The 16359-nt window shown below is 52.6% G+C and carries 16 protein-coding genes; 1 reads left to right on the top strand and 15 read right to left on the bottom strand.

Annotation, left to right across the window (positions count from 1 at the left end; genetic code table 11):
* Positions 1 to 160 precede the first annotated feature (160 nt).
* Positions 161 to 607, bottom strand: coding sequence for a CopD family protein (locus tag Q7T66_RS13705; protein ID WP_304933884.1), 447 nt, complete (start codon positions 605 to 607; stop codon positions 161 to 163).
* Positions 608 to 826: 219 nt separating this feature from the next.
* On the opposite strand from Q7T66_RS13705, the gene Q7T66_RS13710 reads away from it, so the two are divergent.
* On the top strand, positions 827 to 2683 hold the full coding sequence (locus Q7T66_RS13710; RefSeq protein ID WP_304933885.1) for an ABC transporter ATP-binding protein: 1857 nt from the start codon (positions 827 to 829) through the stop codon (positions 2681 to 2683).
* A gap of 120 nt (positions 2684 to 2803) precedes the next feature.
* Here the strand turns inward: Q7T66_RS13710 and Q7T66_RS13715 are convergent, their stop codons facing one another.
* The 14 genes from Q7T66_RS13715 to Q7T66_RS13780 form a co-directional block, all read right to left on the bottom strand.
* The gene (locus Q7T66_RS13715) at positions 2804 to 4084 is read right to left on the bottom strand and encodes an MFS transporter (protein ID WP_304933886.1); all 1281 of its coding nucleotides are present in this window, start codon (positions 4082 to 4084) and stop codon (positions 2804 to 2806) included.
* A 161-nt stretch (positions 4085 to 4245) separates the two neighbouring features.
* The gene (locus Q7T66_RS13720) at positions 4246 to 5832 is read right to left on the bottom strand and encodes a BCCT family transporter (protein ID WP_304933887.1); all 1587 of its coding nucleotides are present in this window, start codon (positions 5830 to 5832) and stop codon (positions 4246 to 4248) included.
* 56 nt (positions 5833 to 5888) lie between these two features.
* The gene (gene lipA / locus Q7T66_RS13725; RefSeq protein WP_304933888.1) at positions 5889 to 6920 is read right to left on the bottom strand and encodes a lipoyl synthase; all 1032 of its coding nucleotides are present in this window, start codon (positions 6918 to 6920) and stop codon (positions 5889 to 5891) included.
* 187 nt (positions 6921 to 7107) lie between these two features.
* Positions 7108 to 7758, bottom strand: coding sequence for a lipoyl(octanoyl) transferase LipB (gene lipB / locus Q7T66_RS13730; protein WP_304933889.1), 651 nt, complete (start codon positions 7756 to 7758; stop codon positions 7108 to 7110).
* 11 nt (positions 7759 to 7769) lie between these two features.
* Positions 7770 to 8075, bottom strand: a complete 306-nt coding sequence (locus Q7T66_RS13735; RefSeq protein ID WP_304933890.1) for a DUF493 family protein — start codon at positions 8073 to 8075, stop codon at positions 7770 to 7772.
* A 69-nt stretch (positions 8076 to 8144) separates the two neighbouring features.
* Positions 8145 to 8993 carry a D-amino acid aminotransferase gene (locus Q7T66_RS13740; protein ID WP_304933993.1) on the bottom strand — a complete coding sequence of 283 codons (849 nt, stop codon included), beginning with the start codon at positions 8991 to 8993 and terminating at the stop codon, positions 8145 to 8147.
* Positions 8994 to 9203: 210 nt separating this feature from the next.
* Entirely contained in the window at positions 9204 to 10382 is a 1179-nt protein-coding gene (locus Q7T66_RS13745) for a D-alanyl-D-alanine carboxypeptidase family protein (RefSeq protein WP_304933891.1), read from the bottom strand.
* Between the two features lie 114 nt (positions 10383 to 10496).
* Positions 10497 to 11120, bottom strand: a complete 624-nt coding sequence (locus Q7T66_RS13750) for an alpha/beta hydrolase (protein ID WP_304933892.1) — start codon at positions 11118 to 11120, stop codon at positions 10497 to 10499.
* Positions 11121 to 11176: 56 nt separating this feature from the next.
* Positions 11177 to 11497: a ferredoxin gene (locus Q7T66_RS13755; RefSeq protein WP_304933893.1), complete on the bottom strand. Its 321-nt coding sequence runs from the start codon at positions 11495 to 11497 to the stop codon at positions 11177 to 11179.
* Positions 11498 to 11534: 37 nt separating this feature from the next.
* Positions 11535 to 12692: a VanZ family protein gene (locus Q7T66_RS13760; protein WP_304933894.1), complete on the bottom strand. Its 1158-nt coding sequence runs from the start codon at positions 12690 to 12692 to the stop codon at positions 11535 to 11537.
* Entirely contained in the window at positions 12662 to 13276 is a 615-nt protein-coding gene (locus tag Q7T66_RS13765) for an ABC-type transport auxiliary lipoprotein family protein (RefSeq protein ID WP_304933895.1), read from the bottom strand. Before Q7T66_RS13765 ends, Q7T66_RS13760 begins: the two co-directional genes overlap by 31 nt.
* A gap of 21 nt (positions 13277 to 13297) precedes the next feature.
* On the bottom strand, positions 13298 to 14236 hold the full coding sequence (locus tag Q7T66_RS13770) for an MlaD family protein (RefSeq protein WP_304933896.1): 939 nt from the start codon (positions 14234 to 14236) through the stop codon (positions 13298 to 13300).
* Positions 14237 to 14254: 18 nt separating this feature from the next.
* Positions 14255 to 15148, bottom strand: coding sequence for an ABC transporter ATP-binding protein (locus Q7T66_RS13775; RefSeq protein WP_304933897.1), 894 nt, complete (start codon positions 15146 to 15148; stop codon positions 14255 to 14257).
* Positions 15148 to 16275 (bottom strand): ABC transporter permease, encoded by a 1128-nt coding sequence (locus Q7T66_RS13780; protein WP_304933898.1) that lies wholly within the window; start codon positions 16273 to 16275, stop codon positions 15148 to 15150. Before Q7T66_RS13780 ends, Q7T66_RS13775 begins: the two co-directional genes overlap by 1 nt.
* Positions 16276 to 16359 lie beyond the last annotated feature (84 nt).

The raw sequence follows: 16359 nt of genomic DNA, 5'->3' as shown, positions 1-16359 counted from the left end.
TGCGTTGAGTGCGATGTGTTTAAACGTCGCGGTACTTACTTGATACTGAAGATTTGATGCAAATGTTGCACGCATCAAGTTTGCTTCAGCCAATATTATAAGGGCATGATGAAAAGTCGCGGACAGAAAATCATCCGCGATCTTTTTCGACGAGCAATTTTTACAGTGCAAGTGGTCCCAAGGTGCCAATCGTAATCGTCAGCAAGCCGATGATCAGATTGACGGCGACCAGTTTGCGTATGGTGGCCATTGCGGCGCCGCCGGCTTTCCAGTCTTGTGCTGCGACTGCGCGTTTCAAGCGACGATAAGGCGCAAAGAAGATGTGAGAAAAAATCAGCAGCATCACAACCGCGAGCACAAACATCAGCATGACGTGCAGTGGCGGTTTGCCCATGCCGGCCATCATTGCCATTCCGCTACCGAAAATCAGCGCAATTGAAATCCATACCCACAAGAAAAATTTGGTGAATACACCTGCCAATAAAGTCAGGCGTTGCGGCGGTTCTAATGTCACTGCGACAACAGGGCGCAACGCGTTATGGGCGAAGAACATGCCGCCTACCCAAATAGTGAATCCGAGGATGTGTAGAAATTTCGCAATGATCATGAGATTTTCTTTGGGAAATGAATAGTGAGAGCCATAGAGTAGCCGATGCACCGCACATCACAAAGTAGTTTGACGACCGACGTTGATGTGTCGAGTAAGCGATAATCTGTCTTCGCGAATTTTTCGGCGAGAATTATTTAGTGCACATAAGAAGTAATAGCGAAAAGTAACAACGAGAAGTAACAGCGATCCGTGAATGATCGTTATTTGGAGAATTAAATGCTGGGCTGGTTTGAAAAATTGTTGCATCCGTATCAGGAAGAAGTGCCGGCGACACCGCCGCGCGGCTTTCTTGCATTTATCTGGTCGTGTACCAAAGGCGCGCGTCGTTACATCCTGGCGATGACGGTGGTCACGGCTGCGACTGGTGCGTTCGAGGCATTATTGTTCGCGATGATGGGTCGCATTGTCGATTGGCTGGCGCATGTCGAGCCGGCAATGTTGTGGCAACAGGAAGGCGACAATCTTTTGTGGCTGGCGGCCATCGTCATGCTGAGCGTGATCCTTGTGGCGTTGCAGACTTTCTTCAAGCATCAGACGCTGTCCGGTAACTTCCCTATGCAGTTGCGCTGGAATTTTCACCGCATGATGCTGAATCAAAGCATGGGTTTTTATCAGGATGAATTTGCCGGTCGTGTCGCGACCAAGGTCATGCAGACAGCGCTGGCGGTGCGCGATGTGTGCATGATCACGTGCGACATTCTGGTGTTCGTCCTGATTTACTTCGTCACGTTGGTGACCGTGGTCGGCAGCTTTGATCGCTGGCTGCTGGTACCGTTTTTGACGTGGGCATTTTTCTATTTGTGCGCCTTGCGTTACTTCGTCCCGCGTTTGAGCAAGGTTTCGCGCAAGCAGGCTGATGCGCGTTCGCTGATGACCGGCCGTATCACCGATGCGTACACTAACATCAGTACCGTCAAATTGTTTTCGCATGCTGGTCGTGAAGCCGGTTATGCCCGCAGCGCGATGAAAGAGTTCATGGTTTCGGTACATGGACAAATGCGTTTGGTCAGCGGTTTTGAAGTCGTCAATCACAGCCTCAGCATGTTGTTGATCCTCGGCACTGCTGGTGTCGCGTTGTGGTTATGGGCGATGGGTCAGATCGGGGTAGGTGCCGTTGCCGCCGCGACCGCAATGGCTTTGCGCCTGAACGGTATGTCACATTGGGTCATGTGGGAAATGTCATCGCTGTTCGAGCAAGTCGGTACCGTGCAGGACGGTATCAACACGCTGTCACGCGTACATACAGTGACCGACGCTGCTGATGCAAAACCTTTGCAAGTAGCCAAGGGCGAGTTGACCTTCGATAACATCGGCTTCGCTTATGGCGGTACGCGTGCAGTGATCGATCAGATGGATCTGACGATACGTCCAGGCGAGAAGGTCGGACTGGTCGGCCGATCCGGTGCGGGTAAATCGACGATCGTTAATTTGCTGCTGCGCTTCTATGATCTGGAGTCAGGTCGGATTTTGATTGACGGCCAGAATATTGCACACGTCACGCAAAACAGTCTGCGCGCGCAGGTCGGCATGGTCACGCAAGATACTTCGCTCTTGCATCGTTCGGTACGTGACAACATTTTGTATGGCAGACCCGATGCTAGCGATGCCGACATGACCGATGCGGCCAAGCGCGCTGAAGCCCACGATTTTATTTTGAACTTGAGTGATGCCAAAGGCCGTACCGGTTACGACGCGCATGTCGGTGAGCGCGGCGTCAAATTATCCGGCGGTCAGCGTCAGCGGATTGCGATCGCGCGCGTGATGTTGAAAGATGCGCCAATACTGTTGCTGGATGAGGCAACCAGTGCGCTCGATTCAGAAGTCGAGGCCGCAATTCAAACCAGCTTGTATGAACTGATGGAAGGCAAAACCGTAGTAGCGATTGCGCATCGACTATCGACGATTGCCGCGATGGATAGATTGATCGTGCTGGATAAAGGCCGCATCGTCGAACAAGGTACACATCACGAACTGCTGCAACAGAATGGTTTGTATGCGCGCTTGTGGGCGCATCAAAGTGGTGGCTTCCTCGGTGAAGAAGCAGATGACGATCAATTAATCGCCAATGGTTGATGGTGAATTTGAAGCGCGTTTAAAACATCAAATGGTGTGAACTGCCAGTCTGATGAAAATAAAAAAGGGAGCATGTAATCACATGCTCCCTTTTTTTGTAAGATTTTATTTTATAAAAACTTACATAGCTTGTTTCGGTTTGCCGACCAAGGCTAAAGCAATCAGACTCAAGGCCGCTGCGCCCGACAGATAAAAGCCGACGTAGTGCAAACCATAATTGGTCGCCAGCCACGTCGCGGCATACGGCGCCAGCGATGCGCCAAAAATCCCGCCCAGATTGAAGGTCAAAGAAACGCCTGTGTAGCGAATTTCTGGAGGGAAGAGCTCAGACAGCATCGTGCCGAGCGGACCGTAAGTCATGCCCATGAATGCCAATCCCAGCGATAGAAATATCGTCACGCTAACCAGGTCGTTAGCTACAAACATAGGCGTCATCACCAAGCCAAAAATAATCATGCCGATGGACACCAGAATCATCGTGATACGTCTACCGTATTTGTCGGCTAGCAAAGCGGAGACCGGAATCGTGATCGCAAAGAACACGACCGCAAACAATTGGACGATCAGAAATTCTTGACGTGAATATCCGAGCGCTGTGGTACCCCAACTCAAGGCGAACACCGTCATCAGGTAAAACAAAACGAAGGTTGCGAGCGCGATGATGGTGCCCAACACCAGCATGCGACCATGATCGCGGAATACCGTCGCGAGTGGCAGTTTGACGCGCTCGCCTTGGTCCAACACTTTTTGGAAAGCGGGTGTTTCCGTAATTTTCAAACGCACATACAAACCGACCAGCACCAACACTGCACTGGCGAGGAAAGGAATGCGCCAGCCGTAGCTGAAGAATTGTTCATTGGTCAGCGTTTCGCTCAGCAACAAGAAAATTCCGCCCGACATGAAGAAGCCCAGCGGCGCACCCAATTGTGGAAAGCAACCATACCAGGCGATTTTTCCCGGTGGTGCATTTTCAGTAGCGAGTAAAACTGCGCCGCCCCATTCGCCGCCAAGTCCCAGACCTTGACCGAAGCGACACAAGGCCAGCAGCAACGGCGCCAATGTACCTATCGTTTCGTAGGTCGGCAGCAAACCAATCGCAACAGTTGATATCCCCATGGTCAGCAGTGCAGCAACCAGCGTCGCCTTGCGTCCGATGCGATCACCGTAATGGCCGAAAACGGCAGAGCCGATCGGGCGCGCAAAAAATGCGATGGCAAAAGTTGCCAGCGATTGCAGCACCGCAGCAGTCGGACTGGATGAAGGGAAAAACAGATGAGGAAAAACCAGCACCGCCGCAGTTGCGTAAATATAAAAATCAAAGAACTCGATCGTGGTGCCGATCAGGCTGGCGAACAGAACTGTGGACGGAGAATTTATTTTTTTGGAGTCAGAATTGCTCATCGTGCGTTACCCAGGATTTTATTATTTTTTAAATTATGCAGAGGCTGCACAATCCAGCTAAAAAGGTGATTCTTAGTTGCGTTGCATTGTAATAGTTGCTCGCCGCTTCGTCATTTTGCTGATGTCTGCGTCGAGCTGCTTAAAATATATGCACTGATTTATCATTGCGGTTCAGCGCTGCCATCAGTCGCCTTGCCGGTTGGCTGAGCGATGTTCTTCTCACGCTGCTCACGTGCAATCCAGTCTTCAATCGCACGGCGCGCACGTCTTTCTTCGGCTTTCTCGCGTGACGCTTCCACGCTTAGCACACGGTACAGTCCGATCATCACGGCAAGCATTAAGAGCGCAAACGGTAGTGCGGCCACAGTGATCAGCGTCTGCAGTGCCTGTAGACCGCCAGCCATCAGCATCGCCACGGCGATCAGTGCGATGGCGATACCCCATGCAAACTTGCGTGGCAGTGTCGGATCGCCAGAGGATTCACTGGACATCGATCCCAGCACGAGCACAGCCGAGTCAGCGGAAGTGACGAAGAAAATCACTAACAACAGAATTGTCAGACCAGACAGCAGCGAGGATAGCGGCAGGGCGTCATACATGCGGAATAGCACCGTCTCGTGCCCGGCTGCAAGCGCACCTGCCATGTCTACTCCACCGAAAATCTGACTCCATAGTGCGGTACCACCAAAGGTGGCAAACCACACAAAGCCCAGCAGGCTGGGCGCGACGACCACACCGAACACAAACTCGCGCACGGTGCGCCCGTACGATACGCGCGCAATGAAAGCGCCCACGAATGGTGACCAGGAAATCCACCAAGCCCAGTAAAAAATTGTCCAGTCGGCCACCCAGGTGTTGGCAGAGAACGGCGACATACGCAGGCTCATATCCACCAGATGGTCGAGGTAGCTGCCTAGCGTCGTAGTAAAGTTTTCAAAGATGAAGCTGGTTGGCCCCAGCAATGCGACTGCCAGCAGCAGTACCCCGGCCAATGCAAGATTGAAGCTTGATAGCCATTTGATGCCGCGATCAACTCCGCTAATGCTGGATGCCATGTATAGCACGAAGCAAATGGCAATCACCGATAACTGCATGACTATGCCATTTGGCAGGCCGAAAACGCGATGAATACCTGCGCTGATCTGCATGGTGCCAAAGCCCAGCGTAGTCGCCACGCCTATCGCAGTGGCGACGACAGCAACAATGTTGACCAGCTTGCCTATCCATCCGAGATGCCGGTCGCCGATTAGTGGTTGCAGCAAGTCGCTGATCAGACCGCGGCCGTTGCGGTTGTATTGAAACCAGGCGATGGCCAATCCCATCAACGCGTAGATTGCCCACGGATGCAGACCCCAGTGGAAGAAGGTGTAGCGCATCGCAGCTCGAGCGGCTTGTGATGTATGTGGTGTCAATCCTTCCGGCGGTGTGACCAGATGCGAGATAGGCTCAGCCGCGCCCCAGAAAACCAGACCTATGCCCATGCCCGCGGCAAACAACATGGACAGCCAGGTCGAGTTCGAAAATTCTGGTTCGGCATCGCGTCCGCCTATCCGCAATTTTGCAGTGGGGCCGAATGCAAGGTAGGCAAGAAACACCAAAGTCAGGAACACGATGAGCAGATAGAGCCAGCCGGCATGCTGGATGACCGCTGCCAGCGCTGCATTGCTGACAGCCTCAAATGGTTGCGGTGCGAACCCCGCAACCACTGCCAGTAAGATCACCAGAATTAATGAAATACCGAAAACCATTCGTTTCCTCTTGGTGATGCTGCATCTGCGGCTGAAACCATCTTGCGCTGCTTCGTTTATTGGCTACTGATTCCGCCGCCGGTGGTTACACCATGCGCCTGCTGATCTGCGTGATAAGAGCTGCGTACCATCGCGCCGACCGCTGCATGTGCGAAGCCCATTTTGTAGGCTTCTTCTTCATACATTTTAAAAGTGTCGGGATGCACATAGCGACGTACCGGCAAATGGTCGCCGCTAGGCATCAGGTACTGGCCTATGGTCAGCATGTCGACATCGTGAGCGCGCATGTCGCGCATGACTTGCAATACTTCTTCGTCGGTTTCGCCGAGGCCGACCATGATGCCGGATTTGGTTGGCGTATTTGGATGCAGTGCCTTGAAGCGTTTCAGCAAATTCAATGAGTAGGCGTAATCGGAACCAGGGCGCGCTTCTTTGTAGAGGCGCGGTGCGGTTTCCAGATTGTGGTTCATGACGTCTGGTGGTGCGAGATTCAGAATCTCTAATGCTTTATCCATGCGGCCGCGGAAGTCGGGTACCAACACTTCAATGCGGGTATTCGGCGAAAGTTCGCGTACGCGACGTATGCATTCGGCGAAATGGCCAGCACCGCCGTCGCGCAAATCGTCGCGATCAACTGAGGTGATGACGACATAGCTGAGGCGTAAAGCAGCGATGGTTTTTGCGAGATTCTCGGGTTCGTTCACATCGAGTGGATCTGGGCGGCCGTGGCCGACGTCGCAGAATGGGCAGCGACGCGTACATTTGTCGCCCATGATCATGAAGGTTGCGGTGCCTTTGCCGAAGCATTCGCCGATGTTCGGGCAACTGGCTTCTTCGCATACCGTCACCAGATTATTGGCGCGCAGAATATCTTTGATTTCGTAGAAACGGGTAGATGGCGAGGCGGCTTTGACGCGTATCCAGTCCGGCTTCGGCAGCCGTTCCATCGGGATCACCTTGATCGGGATGCGTATGGTTTTGGCTGAGCCTTTTTGCTTTTCGCTTGGGTTGTAAGCGCGGGCAGGGACTGCAGTTTGAGCAGCAGCTTCAGCTGTTGCGGAGGATTCTGGATTCGTTTCGATCGTCATTGGGCTGGTCGCTCTTCGTCAAATGTTGCCATTACAGTGCTGGGTGCGGCGCTGGATAACAACGCGTAGCTTGGACGTTCGTCTTTGCCACGATAAAAATGGATGCTGCGGGTAATAAATACGGTAATACAAAAACGGCGATGCAAAAACGGGAATGCGGATGGTGAATGCTGCGTGCTTATCGCTTTTATCTGGACAGGCTTTGCGTCAACTTTTCCGCGAGCGCATTTTGCACGGCACTTAATGTCGTTTGCACGCCCAGACTTTGCATATCGATCGTGGCCAAACCTTCATAACCGCAGGGGTTGATCCACGAAAACGGCGTCAAATCCATCGCAACATTCAGCGATACGCCGTGATAGGTGCAGCCATTGCCACGTATCTTCAAACCGAGTGCGGCGATTTTCGCGCCTTGCATCGGGCCGTCCGACAGGTAAATACCGGGCGCACCGAGCTTGCGTTCACAGGCGAGATTATACGCCGCCAGCGTATCGATCACCGCCTGCTCAATTTTGTTGACGAGTTCGCGGGCAAAGACGCGGGAATTGGCTTGATTGCGCCGCAAATCCAGCAGTAAATAAATGACAACCTGACCTGGGCCGTGATACGTGACTTCGCCGCCTCTATCGGTTTGCACGACTGGAATGTCGTGCGCGTCGAGGACATGCGTAGGATCAGCCGCCAGCCCGAGCGTAAAGACTGGCGGGTGCTCGACTATCCACAATTCGTCGGCAGTCTGCGGCGTGCGCGCATCGGTAAATGCGCGCATCGCTGCGAATGTGATGTCGTAGGCTTCGCGTCCACGTTGCAGAACCAGCGGACGGTTGAGTGCTGTCATTCGTGCGTGGCTTACAGCACAACCTTTACCATCGGATGCGAGGACAAAGCACGATATAGATTATCGAGTTGTTCACGACTGGTCGCGCGTATCGTTACTGTCAGCGCGAGATAATTGCCGCCGGAAGACGGGCGAGTTTCCAGTTTTCCCTCATGGAATTCAGGATCGTGCAGCGTCACCAGTTCGACGATGGTTGCGGCGAATTCATCATGCATCGCACCCATGATTTTGATGGGGAAGTCGCTAGGATATTCGATCAGGCTTTCTGACGGATCTATCGGTTTGGTCAAATCAAGCGGTTTAGTCGGTTCGGTCATGATGATGCTCTCTGTAGTTGCCAAGTCGCGCAACGATGTAAATGAATGATGTCGTGAAGCGCTTGATTTTTACGCAATTTTTACCGCTTGGTAAGCGGCATATAACTTCTTGTATATGGGGCCGGGTTTGCCATTTGCTATGGCTTTGCCATCGATGGTGACGACCGGCAGTATTTCTTTTGATGCTGATGACAATAATACTTCGTCTGCCTCAAACACTTCTGCGCGCGAGATGCGTTGCGTCTTGAATGGGATGTGGTCGGCAGCGCACAATTCTTCCATCAAGCCGTAGCGTATGCCTTCCAGAATCAGGTTGTCACGCGGAGGGCCGATCAGGCTGCCATCCTTGACTATCCACACATTCGATGCCGAACCTTCTGTCAAAAAACCATCACGAAACTGTATCGTTTCATTCGCATCATTGGCGGCTGCATTTTGCGCTGCGAGTACATTGCCGAGTAGCGAGATGGATTTGATTTCGCAACGCAGCCAGCGCTTGTCTTCCATTGTGACGCAGGCCACACCATTTTCGCGTGCTGTATCCGGCAATGGAATCAGCGGATTGCTCATGATAAAAACTGTCGGCGTTGGTTCACTGTTCGGGAAAGCATGCACGCGTTTTGCAACGCCGCGCGTGACTTGAATATACGCGAGTTGATCTGCAGCCGGATGCAGGCGCACGACTTCTTCAATCAGATCCAGCCATTGTCGTTCGGTATGCGGATTATCTATGCTCACCGCAGCCAGACCACGGAACAGGCGCACTAAATGTTGCTCTGGCCTGAATAATTTGTGGCCATAAACCGGGATCACTTCGTAAATACCGTCACCGAAAATAAAGCCTCTGTCCAGCACCGGCACTTTCGCTTCGGAAAGCGGAGTCATCGTGCCGTTCAGGTATACGAAGGGATCATCCATGGCTGCGGTCAAATCGGGATTGAAGGGTGATTTTGGCACAAAGCCACTCAGCGCGCGTTGAAAAGCTTGCAACATAAAGCGAATACCCGCTCAGACTATGCGCAGGGAAAAGACGAGAACAAAAGAAAAGCGGCACATTCAAAAGTTTGAATGCGCCGCTTTTCTTTTACTTGTTCTTACTTGTCAGTCAGGTACCTATGCCCGACAGCATTAATGTATCCACAAACGGATCGAATCAAGTGCGCGGCCGAACATGCCGGCTTGCGCTACTTGTTCCAAGGCTACTACCGGCAATTCGGTAATGACTTTATTTTCGGACGACATCACCTTGATAGTGCCAACCTGGCTGTTTTTGTCGATAGGCGCGACCAGTGGATCTTTGCGCGACAGCAGTGGTTTGATTTTGTCGCCTTGGCCTTTTGGCACGGTCACATAAACATCATGCGTAAAGCCGATCTTGACGCTGTTTTGCGAACCTTTCCAGACACTAGGCGTGGCGATTGCCACATCTTTTGAATACAGTTTGACCGTGTCGAAATTCTGGAAGCCCCAGTTCAACAGCTTCTGGCTTTCTTGCGCGCGGGATTGATCTGAAGTGGTACCCAGCACAACAGAAATCAAGCGACGTTCATGATTGCCATTCGGACGTTTAGCTGTCGAAATCAGGCAGTAACCAGCTTGTTGCGTATGGCCAGTTTTCATACCGTCCACGCTTGGGTCCAGCCACAGCAAACGATTGCGGTTGGATTGCTTGATCTTGTTGTACGTGAAATCCTTGGTCGCATAGATCTTGTAAAACTCTGGGTGGTCGTTGACCAAATGCTCGGCCAAAATCGAAAGATCGCGTGCGGTCGAATAATTATTCGGGCTAGGCAAGCCATGCGAATTGGCGAAACGGGTGGACTTCATGCCCATGCGTTCTGCTTCACGGTTCATCAACACTGCAAAGGCATCTTCAGTGCCTGCAACTGTTTCTGCCAATGCCACTGCAGCATCGTTACCCGATTGCACGATCAAGCCGTACAGCAAATCGTTAACCGAAACCGGCACGCGCGGCTCGATAAACATTTTCGAGCTTTCTGCATCGACTTTCCACGCATTGGTCGAGACGGTCACCATTTGATTCAAGCTGATGCGTTTTTCCTGAATTGCAGAAAAGGCAATGTACGCCGTCATTAATTTGACCAGCGACGCCGGCTCTATGCGCATATCCGGCTCGCTTGATGCCAGGATTTGATTGCTGGTCGAATCGAGTAACAGCCACGATTTGGCAGCGATGGTCGGTGCCGGGATAGCTTGTGCAAAAGATGTCTGCGCAACGGCGTTGCTGGTGACGACGGCGGAAAGGGAAAAGATGGAGGCTGCGATGACCGCAAATAATTTTTTCATAAGACTTTGCATTGCGCACAAGCGATGATCATGTCGATCATGCATCTGCTGATTGAAGAAAGGGTAATTATAGACGTGCGGCACTTGGACGGACAGAGATGGAAACAAGTTCCATCAAGCACGCCACAATGCAATGACGTGATTTTTGATGTGATGCAGCTTGCGGCCAAAGAAATGATCGGCACCCGGCACGACGATTACAGGCAGATCTTGCGGACGCGCCCATTCAAAAACATTCGTTAATGGAATCGTTTCATCGAACTCGCCGTGTATCAAAATGGTATCGGCTGGCACATCAGGCAAAGGCCATTTGCCCGGCGCGGAGCCGACCAATACCAGACGCTCGGCCGGCGTGCCTTGTTCTTCCAAACGCTTTTGCAATTGAGTTTGCACGAAGGTACCGAAAGAAAAGCCGGCCAATGCAAACGGTACATCCGGATATTGTTCACGCATATGCGTCAGCAATTGCGCCATGTCGTCGGTCTCGCCCACGCCTTCATCGTATGCACCTTCAGAAGCACCGACGCCGCGAAAATTCATGCGTACCGCTGCATAGCCAAGTGCCACGAATGCGCGTGTCAAGGTATGTACAACCTTGTTATCCATCGTGCCGCCGAACAGCGGATGCGGATGGCCGATCAGCGCGAGGCCGCGCGGTGTCGTTTCAGGAATATCCAATGCGCATTCAAGCGCGCCGGCTGCACCTTGCAAGGAAAAACGTTGGGTTTGGGCGTTCATGTTTTATCTTGAATGAAGGATGGCTGTATGGCGATTTGAATATCGAATGAAGAACTTCAGATTTTCAGGCGACTTACAATTTTTCCGCCAACCAGATGTTCGTCGATGATTTCATCGATGTCGTCGTTGTCGATATAGGTGTACCAGGTGCCTTGCGGATAAATTACAAGTACAGGGCCTTCTTCGCAGCGACCGAGGCAGCCGGATTGATTGACTCGCACCTCGCCGCTGCGGCTCAAGCCCAGCTCTTTGACGCGTGCTTTCAGATGCTGTTGCGCGGCGTGCGCACCTTTTTCAGCACAACATTCGCGGCCATCGTCGCGTTGATTCATGCAGATAAAAAGATGCTGGCCAAAATGTTGTTTGTTTTCGGTCATCAGGGTATTCCTCAAAGACCGGAATGATACACCCGCATCATTTTCGTTTCACGCGATGGCTCGCATGCAGCAGGAACCACAATGCGGCAACCGTCCATAGCAGCGAGAGGAATTGCGCCGCACCGTTGAAGTTGAGGAATTTGCCCTGCACCCAGGTTTCCAGTGTGGCGACAAAATAAGGATTAGTTGGCGCAACATTGATCACGATCAGCGCCGCAATCAAGAGTCCGACGGCGCAGCGTCTTTGCGTGGATGACGGCAGAAAAGCGAAGCCAGTCAACAATCCCAAGCCCAGCAAGACGCCGCCTTGCGCGCCCGGAGTGATCCAGGTAAATGCGTTTTCTGGTGTAAAGAATAATGCGGTCGATAATGTTTTGACGGCCAGCGCGGCAACCAACAATGCCAGTAACAGCACGACGCGTGGCGCCTTGTCGCGCAACATGCATAGCAAGGCGAGCAAAGCGCCGCTCATGCTCAAAGCCGTAATGATCGCTTCTGCCATCCAGTATTGTTCGACTGAAAGTTGCACGCCATTGCGTAACAAACTACCCAGATCGATGGGCATTTCCAGCAGCATCGATAACCAGTCGGACAAGATAGGCAGCATTTGTCCATTGCCGAATAAATAGCTTTGCGGATAAATTTGCGCCAAAGGCCATAGCGCAAAAATGATCAAACCGCGACTCGCTTGTGCCGAAAACCAGCGCTGTCTGTAATAGCGCAAGCGACTGCGCTCCAGCACCAGATGGCTGCTGACACTGCCGATGACGCCGCCTATCAATGCGCCCAGGCTATTGGTAAAAAAATCCAGATTGGATGCGACGCGATTTGCCAATAAGGTTTGAGTTGCTTCCATAGAGCCGGACAACACGATGCCAAAAAGCATCGCCAGCACAATGGCAATCGCACCGCGAATTTTGGGATGGAGCGCGTATACAGTCAGGATGCCGAGGGGAATATAGCCGAGGATGTTGATCGCAACGTCGAAGCCTGTCCAGTAACGCGGGAAGCCTGCCAGCAAATAAGTTTGCAGCGGCAGGCCCATGCTTTGCCATCCTGAAAATGGATACAAACTGGCATAGACGATCAGCAGTAGATACGCCAGCAGCGCACCACGCGAAAAAGCCGACGCTTGTGGCGTCGGCGCGAGCGGTGGTAACGGACTTATTTTTTCGGCGGCAGTGTCGCTAACCATACGGCCATTTCATCGATGATTGCATCACTCGCAACTGCCAATGCAGCAGCGCCACCTTGGGCGTCTGCGCTGCTGGTAGGCATTTGTTTCACGAACATTTTCTGTGCGCGCAAAATGCGGCCGTCGAATAAGGATGCGCGTATGGCGATATTTGCACTGCTTTTACCTGCGCTATCGAAGCCTTGCGAAAAATCATCGGCTTCAATTCGCAAGACCGGCAGATTGACTGCGCCATCCGAAGCTGGAACCACCACGCCGCCAGCTTGCGACAGTCGCGACTTCAAACGCAACTGGAATAACTGTGCCGGTGCCATCGTCCATTTGCTCGCCGAATACGGCCGCGGTTGTAAATCGTTGGCGTAATTCAGTCTATAAAACATGGCCTGACTATCGAGCCAGACCGGTGCTTTGATATCGGCAATGCTGATGGCAGGCAAGGGTGCACCTGCGCTCACAGGCGCTTGCGCGCGCAAGGGGCCCAGATCAAAGAGCGCGGCAGATTGCTGGTCGGTTGCACACGCTGTGAGCAGCAAGCTGGAACTGAGTGCGAACAGGGTAAAAAATCGGCGAGTCATGTTTTTCATCGGAAGCCTTGAGCAATGATTTTATTTACTTGCAGGTGCGCTGAAGCCGGCTTCGCCTGGCCCTGGTTGCGCCGGCGTGGTGCCAAACAAGATACTTTGTGGTTGCTGATTGACCGTCTCCAAGGTGCGATTCAGTGCGCGCATGGTGGTGCGAGTTTCATCGATCAGCGGTACGACTTGATATTCCACGGTGGAAGCAGCCGAGCCGATATTATTGACTGCGCCGTTGAAACCGTTCAATGGGCCGTCAGGTGCATTCAACTTGGCGGTGAATTCATTCAGGCTGCCGGTTAAACGAGTCGCGTCATCCGAGAGTTTATTGAACGAAGCCAATGCCTTGTCTGCCTTGCGTGTCAATTCAGGCATATTTTTTAATGCTGGTTCGAGGTCATCCCGAATCATGCCGACCTTGTTGGCCGCGGCGCTGACATCCTTGAAAGCGGCCAGAATATCTTTCTGATTTTCTTCAGACAAGAGTGTATTGATTTGGCTCATTACGACTTCGGTTTGTTTGAGAATCTCCAGACCACGTTGCTGTAAGGTGTCGAGGAAACCCGGACGCAATTCTATGCGCGCTACTTTTTTTGCTGTCGATGGCAACAAAGTAGGCTTGGTGCCATCGTCATCCAGTTGTACGTAAGCGATGCCGGTCACGCCTTGATAGCTCAAAGTTGCAAAGGTCGAGTGCGTGATGGGCGTATCTTTCGACACGCTGAAGCGAATCAGGATCTGACCAGGTTTTTGCGGATCAAACAGGACGGCATCCACGCGACCGACGTCGAGGCCGCGATAGCGCACGCCAGCTTGTGGATTGAGGCCCGGCACTGACAGCGTGGTGGCGATTTCGTAGGGGACACGTTCCACGCGATCGCGGTTGAACCAGAGGGCAATCAGCACGGCAGCGATCAATAAAACGATCGTGAAAATGCCGGCCATTAATGCGTGCGCTTTATTTTCCATAATTATTTTTTAGAATGTTCACGATGCGTTGTCCTGATGATGGTGTTGCTGCGCTTGACGTTTTTCTTCGTTGTTTTCCGGTGAGTCTGGTAATGCTTCGATGGCGCGCAAACCACGCTCACCACGGAAAAACGTTTCAATAAACGGATGCTTGAACTCGACCACATTGGCCGGATCACAGTACGCAATGATGTGTTTGTCGGCCAACACTGCGACACGCGATGACAGCGAAAAAAGTGTATCCAGATCATGCGTGACCATCACCACTGTCAAGCGCATTTCATCACGCAAGGTACGGATCAGATCGACAAAACTCTCCGATGCATTCGGGTCCAGTCCTGCAGTCGGCTCATCGAGGAACAGCAACTCCGGCTCCAATGCCAGTGCACGTGCCAGTGCTACGCGCTTGATCATGCCGCCGGATAAATCGGATGGCATCTTCAGTGCATGCTCAGGACCGATGCCTGCCATTTGCAATTTCAGCAGTGCTGCTTCGCGTATCAATTGCTTGGGCAGTACGCGCAATTCGCGCATAGGCTGCGCCACGTTATCGAATACTGTCAGTGCCGAGAACAGCGCGCCGTGCTGGAACAACATGCCCCAGCGATTGCGTAATTTTTGCAACTCTTCCTGGCTGATCTGATTGATGTCTTCGCCGAAGATGCGCACCGTACCGCTCGCCGGATGATTCAAGCCCAGCATCTGGCGCAATAAAACTGTTTTGCCTGAACCAGAACCACCAACCAGCGAAACAATTTCGCCTTGATTGATGGTCAAATTTACATTTTCATGGACAACGGTATCGCCGAATTGCGTGCGCAGATTTTCGATCTGGATGATAGGGCGTGCGCTTTCGTCTGCAGCGGGGCAGTCGATTACATTTTCCGGTACTTTTTCGCTGGTGTGTTCCATTAAAACCCCACTCCGGTGAAGATGATGGCAAACACCGCATCCGCCAGAATCACGATGGTGATGGCGCTGACCACTGAAGTCGTGGTGCCTTCACCCAAGCTCTCTGTATTTGGTTCTATGCGTAATCCGAAGTGACATGCGACCAATGCAATCAAGCCGCCGAAGACAACGCCCTTGCCCAAACCTATCCAGTAATTCGCAATCGGCACGGCATCCGGCAATTCGCGAATAAAATATTTGTACGACAAACCGAGCTCCAGATTGGCCGCGACCATGCCGCCTATCAAGGCCATCGCATCTGTCCACACCACCAACAAAGGCATCGCTATCGCCAGCGCAATCACTTTCGGCATGATCAAGCGATAGCCGTGCGGCAAGCCCATCACCAGCATCGCGTCGAGTTCTTCATTGACGCGCATCACGCCTAGCTGCGCCGTGATCGATGAGCCGGACCGACCCGCCACCAGAATTGCTGCCAGCAAAGGGCCGAGCTCACGCACCACACTCATGCCCAGAATATTGACGAGGAAGACATCGCCGCCAAATTGATGCAATTGTTGTGCCGATAAATAAGACAGCACGACGCCGATTAAAAATCCCACCAGCGCGGTAATTCCCAGTGCCTGATAACCGGTATGAAAAATATTCGCGGAAATTTCTTTCCAGGGGCCGCGCACAGGTTCTTTGACGAAACGGCCCAGATCCATTACCAACTGGCCAATCAGGCTGACGAAGCCGATCAGATGATCCTGCAGCTTGTCCTTGAGTAAGCGCAAAGAGGTAGGCGCGTACCAGTATTTTTTAGGCGGCTTCTTTAAAGCCAGCGGGCCGGTTTCTTCCAGTCTATGGAAAAAATCTTCATGTTGCGGTGCCAGCGTCAATTGCGCTGGCCGCTTTTTGCCCCACGCGTCCCACAATAATTGGGCGCCTATATAATCCAGTGCTGTCACTTGCGACAGATCCCAGCGCACTTCATCCGTCACTTTGGCAGGTGCTTGCAGTGCTGCGGTGATGGTTTGCATCGTGTTGCCCTCCGCCAGTGCGCGTACCTGCCACGATCCGGTTAGCGTCGCAGTGGCATTGTCGTCTGAGGTGTAGCTGAGAGTAGGGGATGCATCGTTGGGCATGCGGGAAGTGTAAGGGAGAAACGCGCGGGCGTCACGTGCGGCACCGCACATCCGCGAGCTGCCGGTCGCTGGATTGGTTCCGTC

The organism is Herminiimonas sp. (assembly GCF_030655415.1).
Note: the sequence above shows the minus strand (reverse complement) of the source record. Positions and strands in the feature narration are given on the sequence as shown.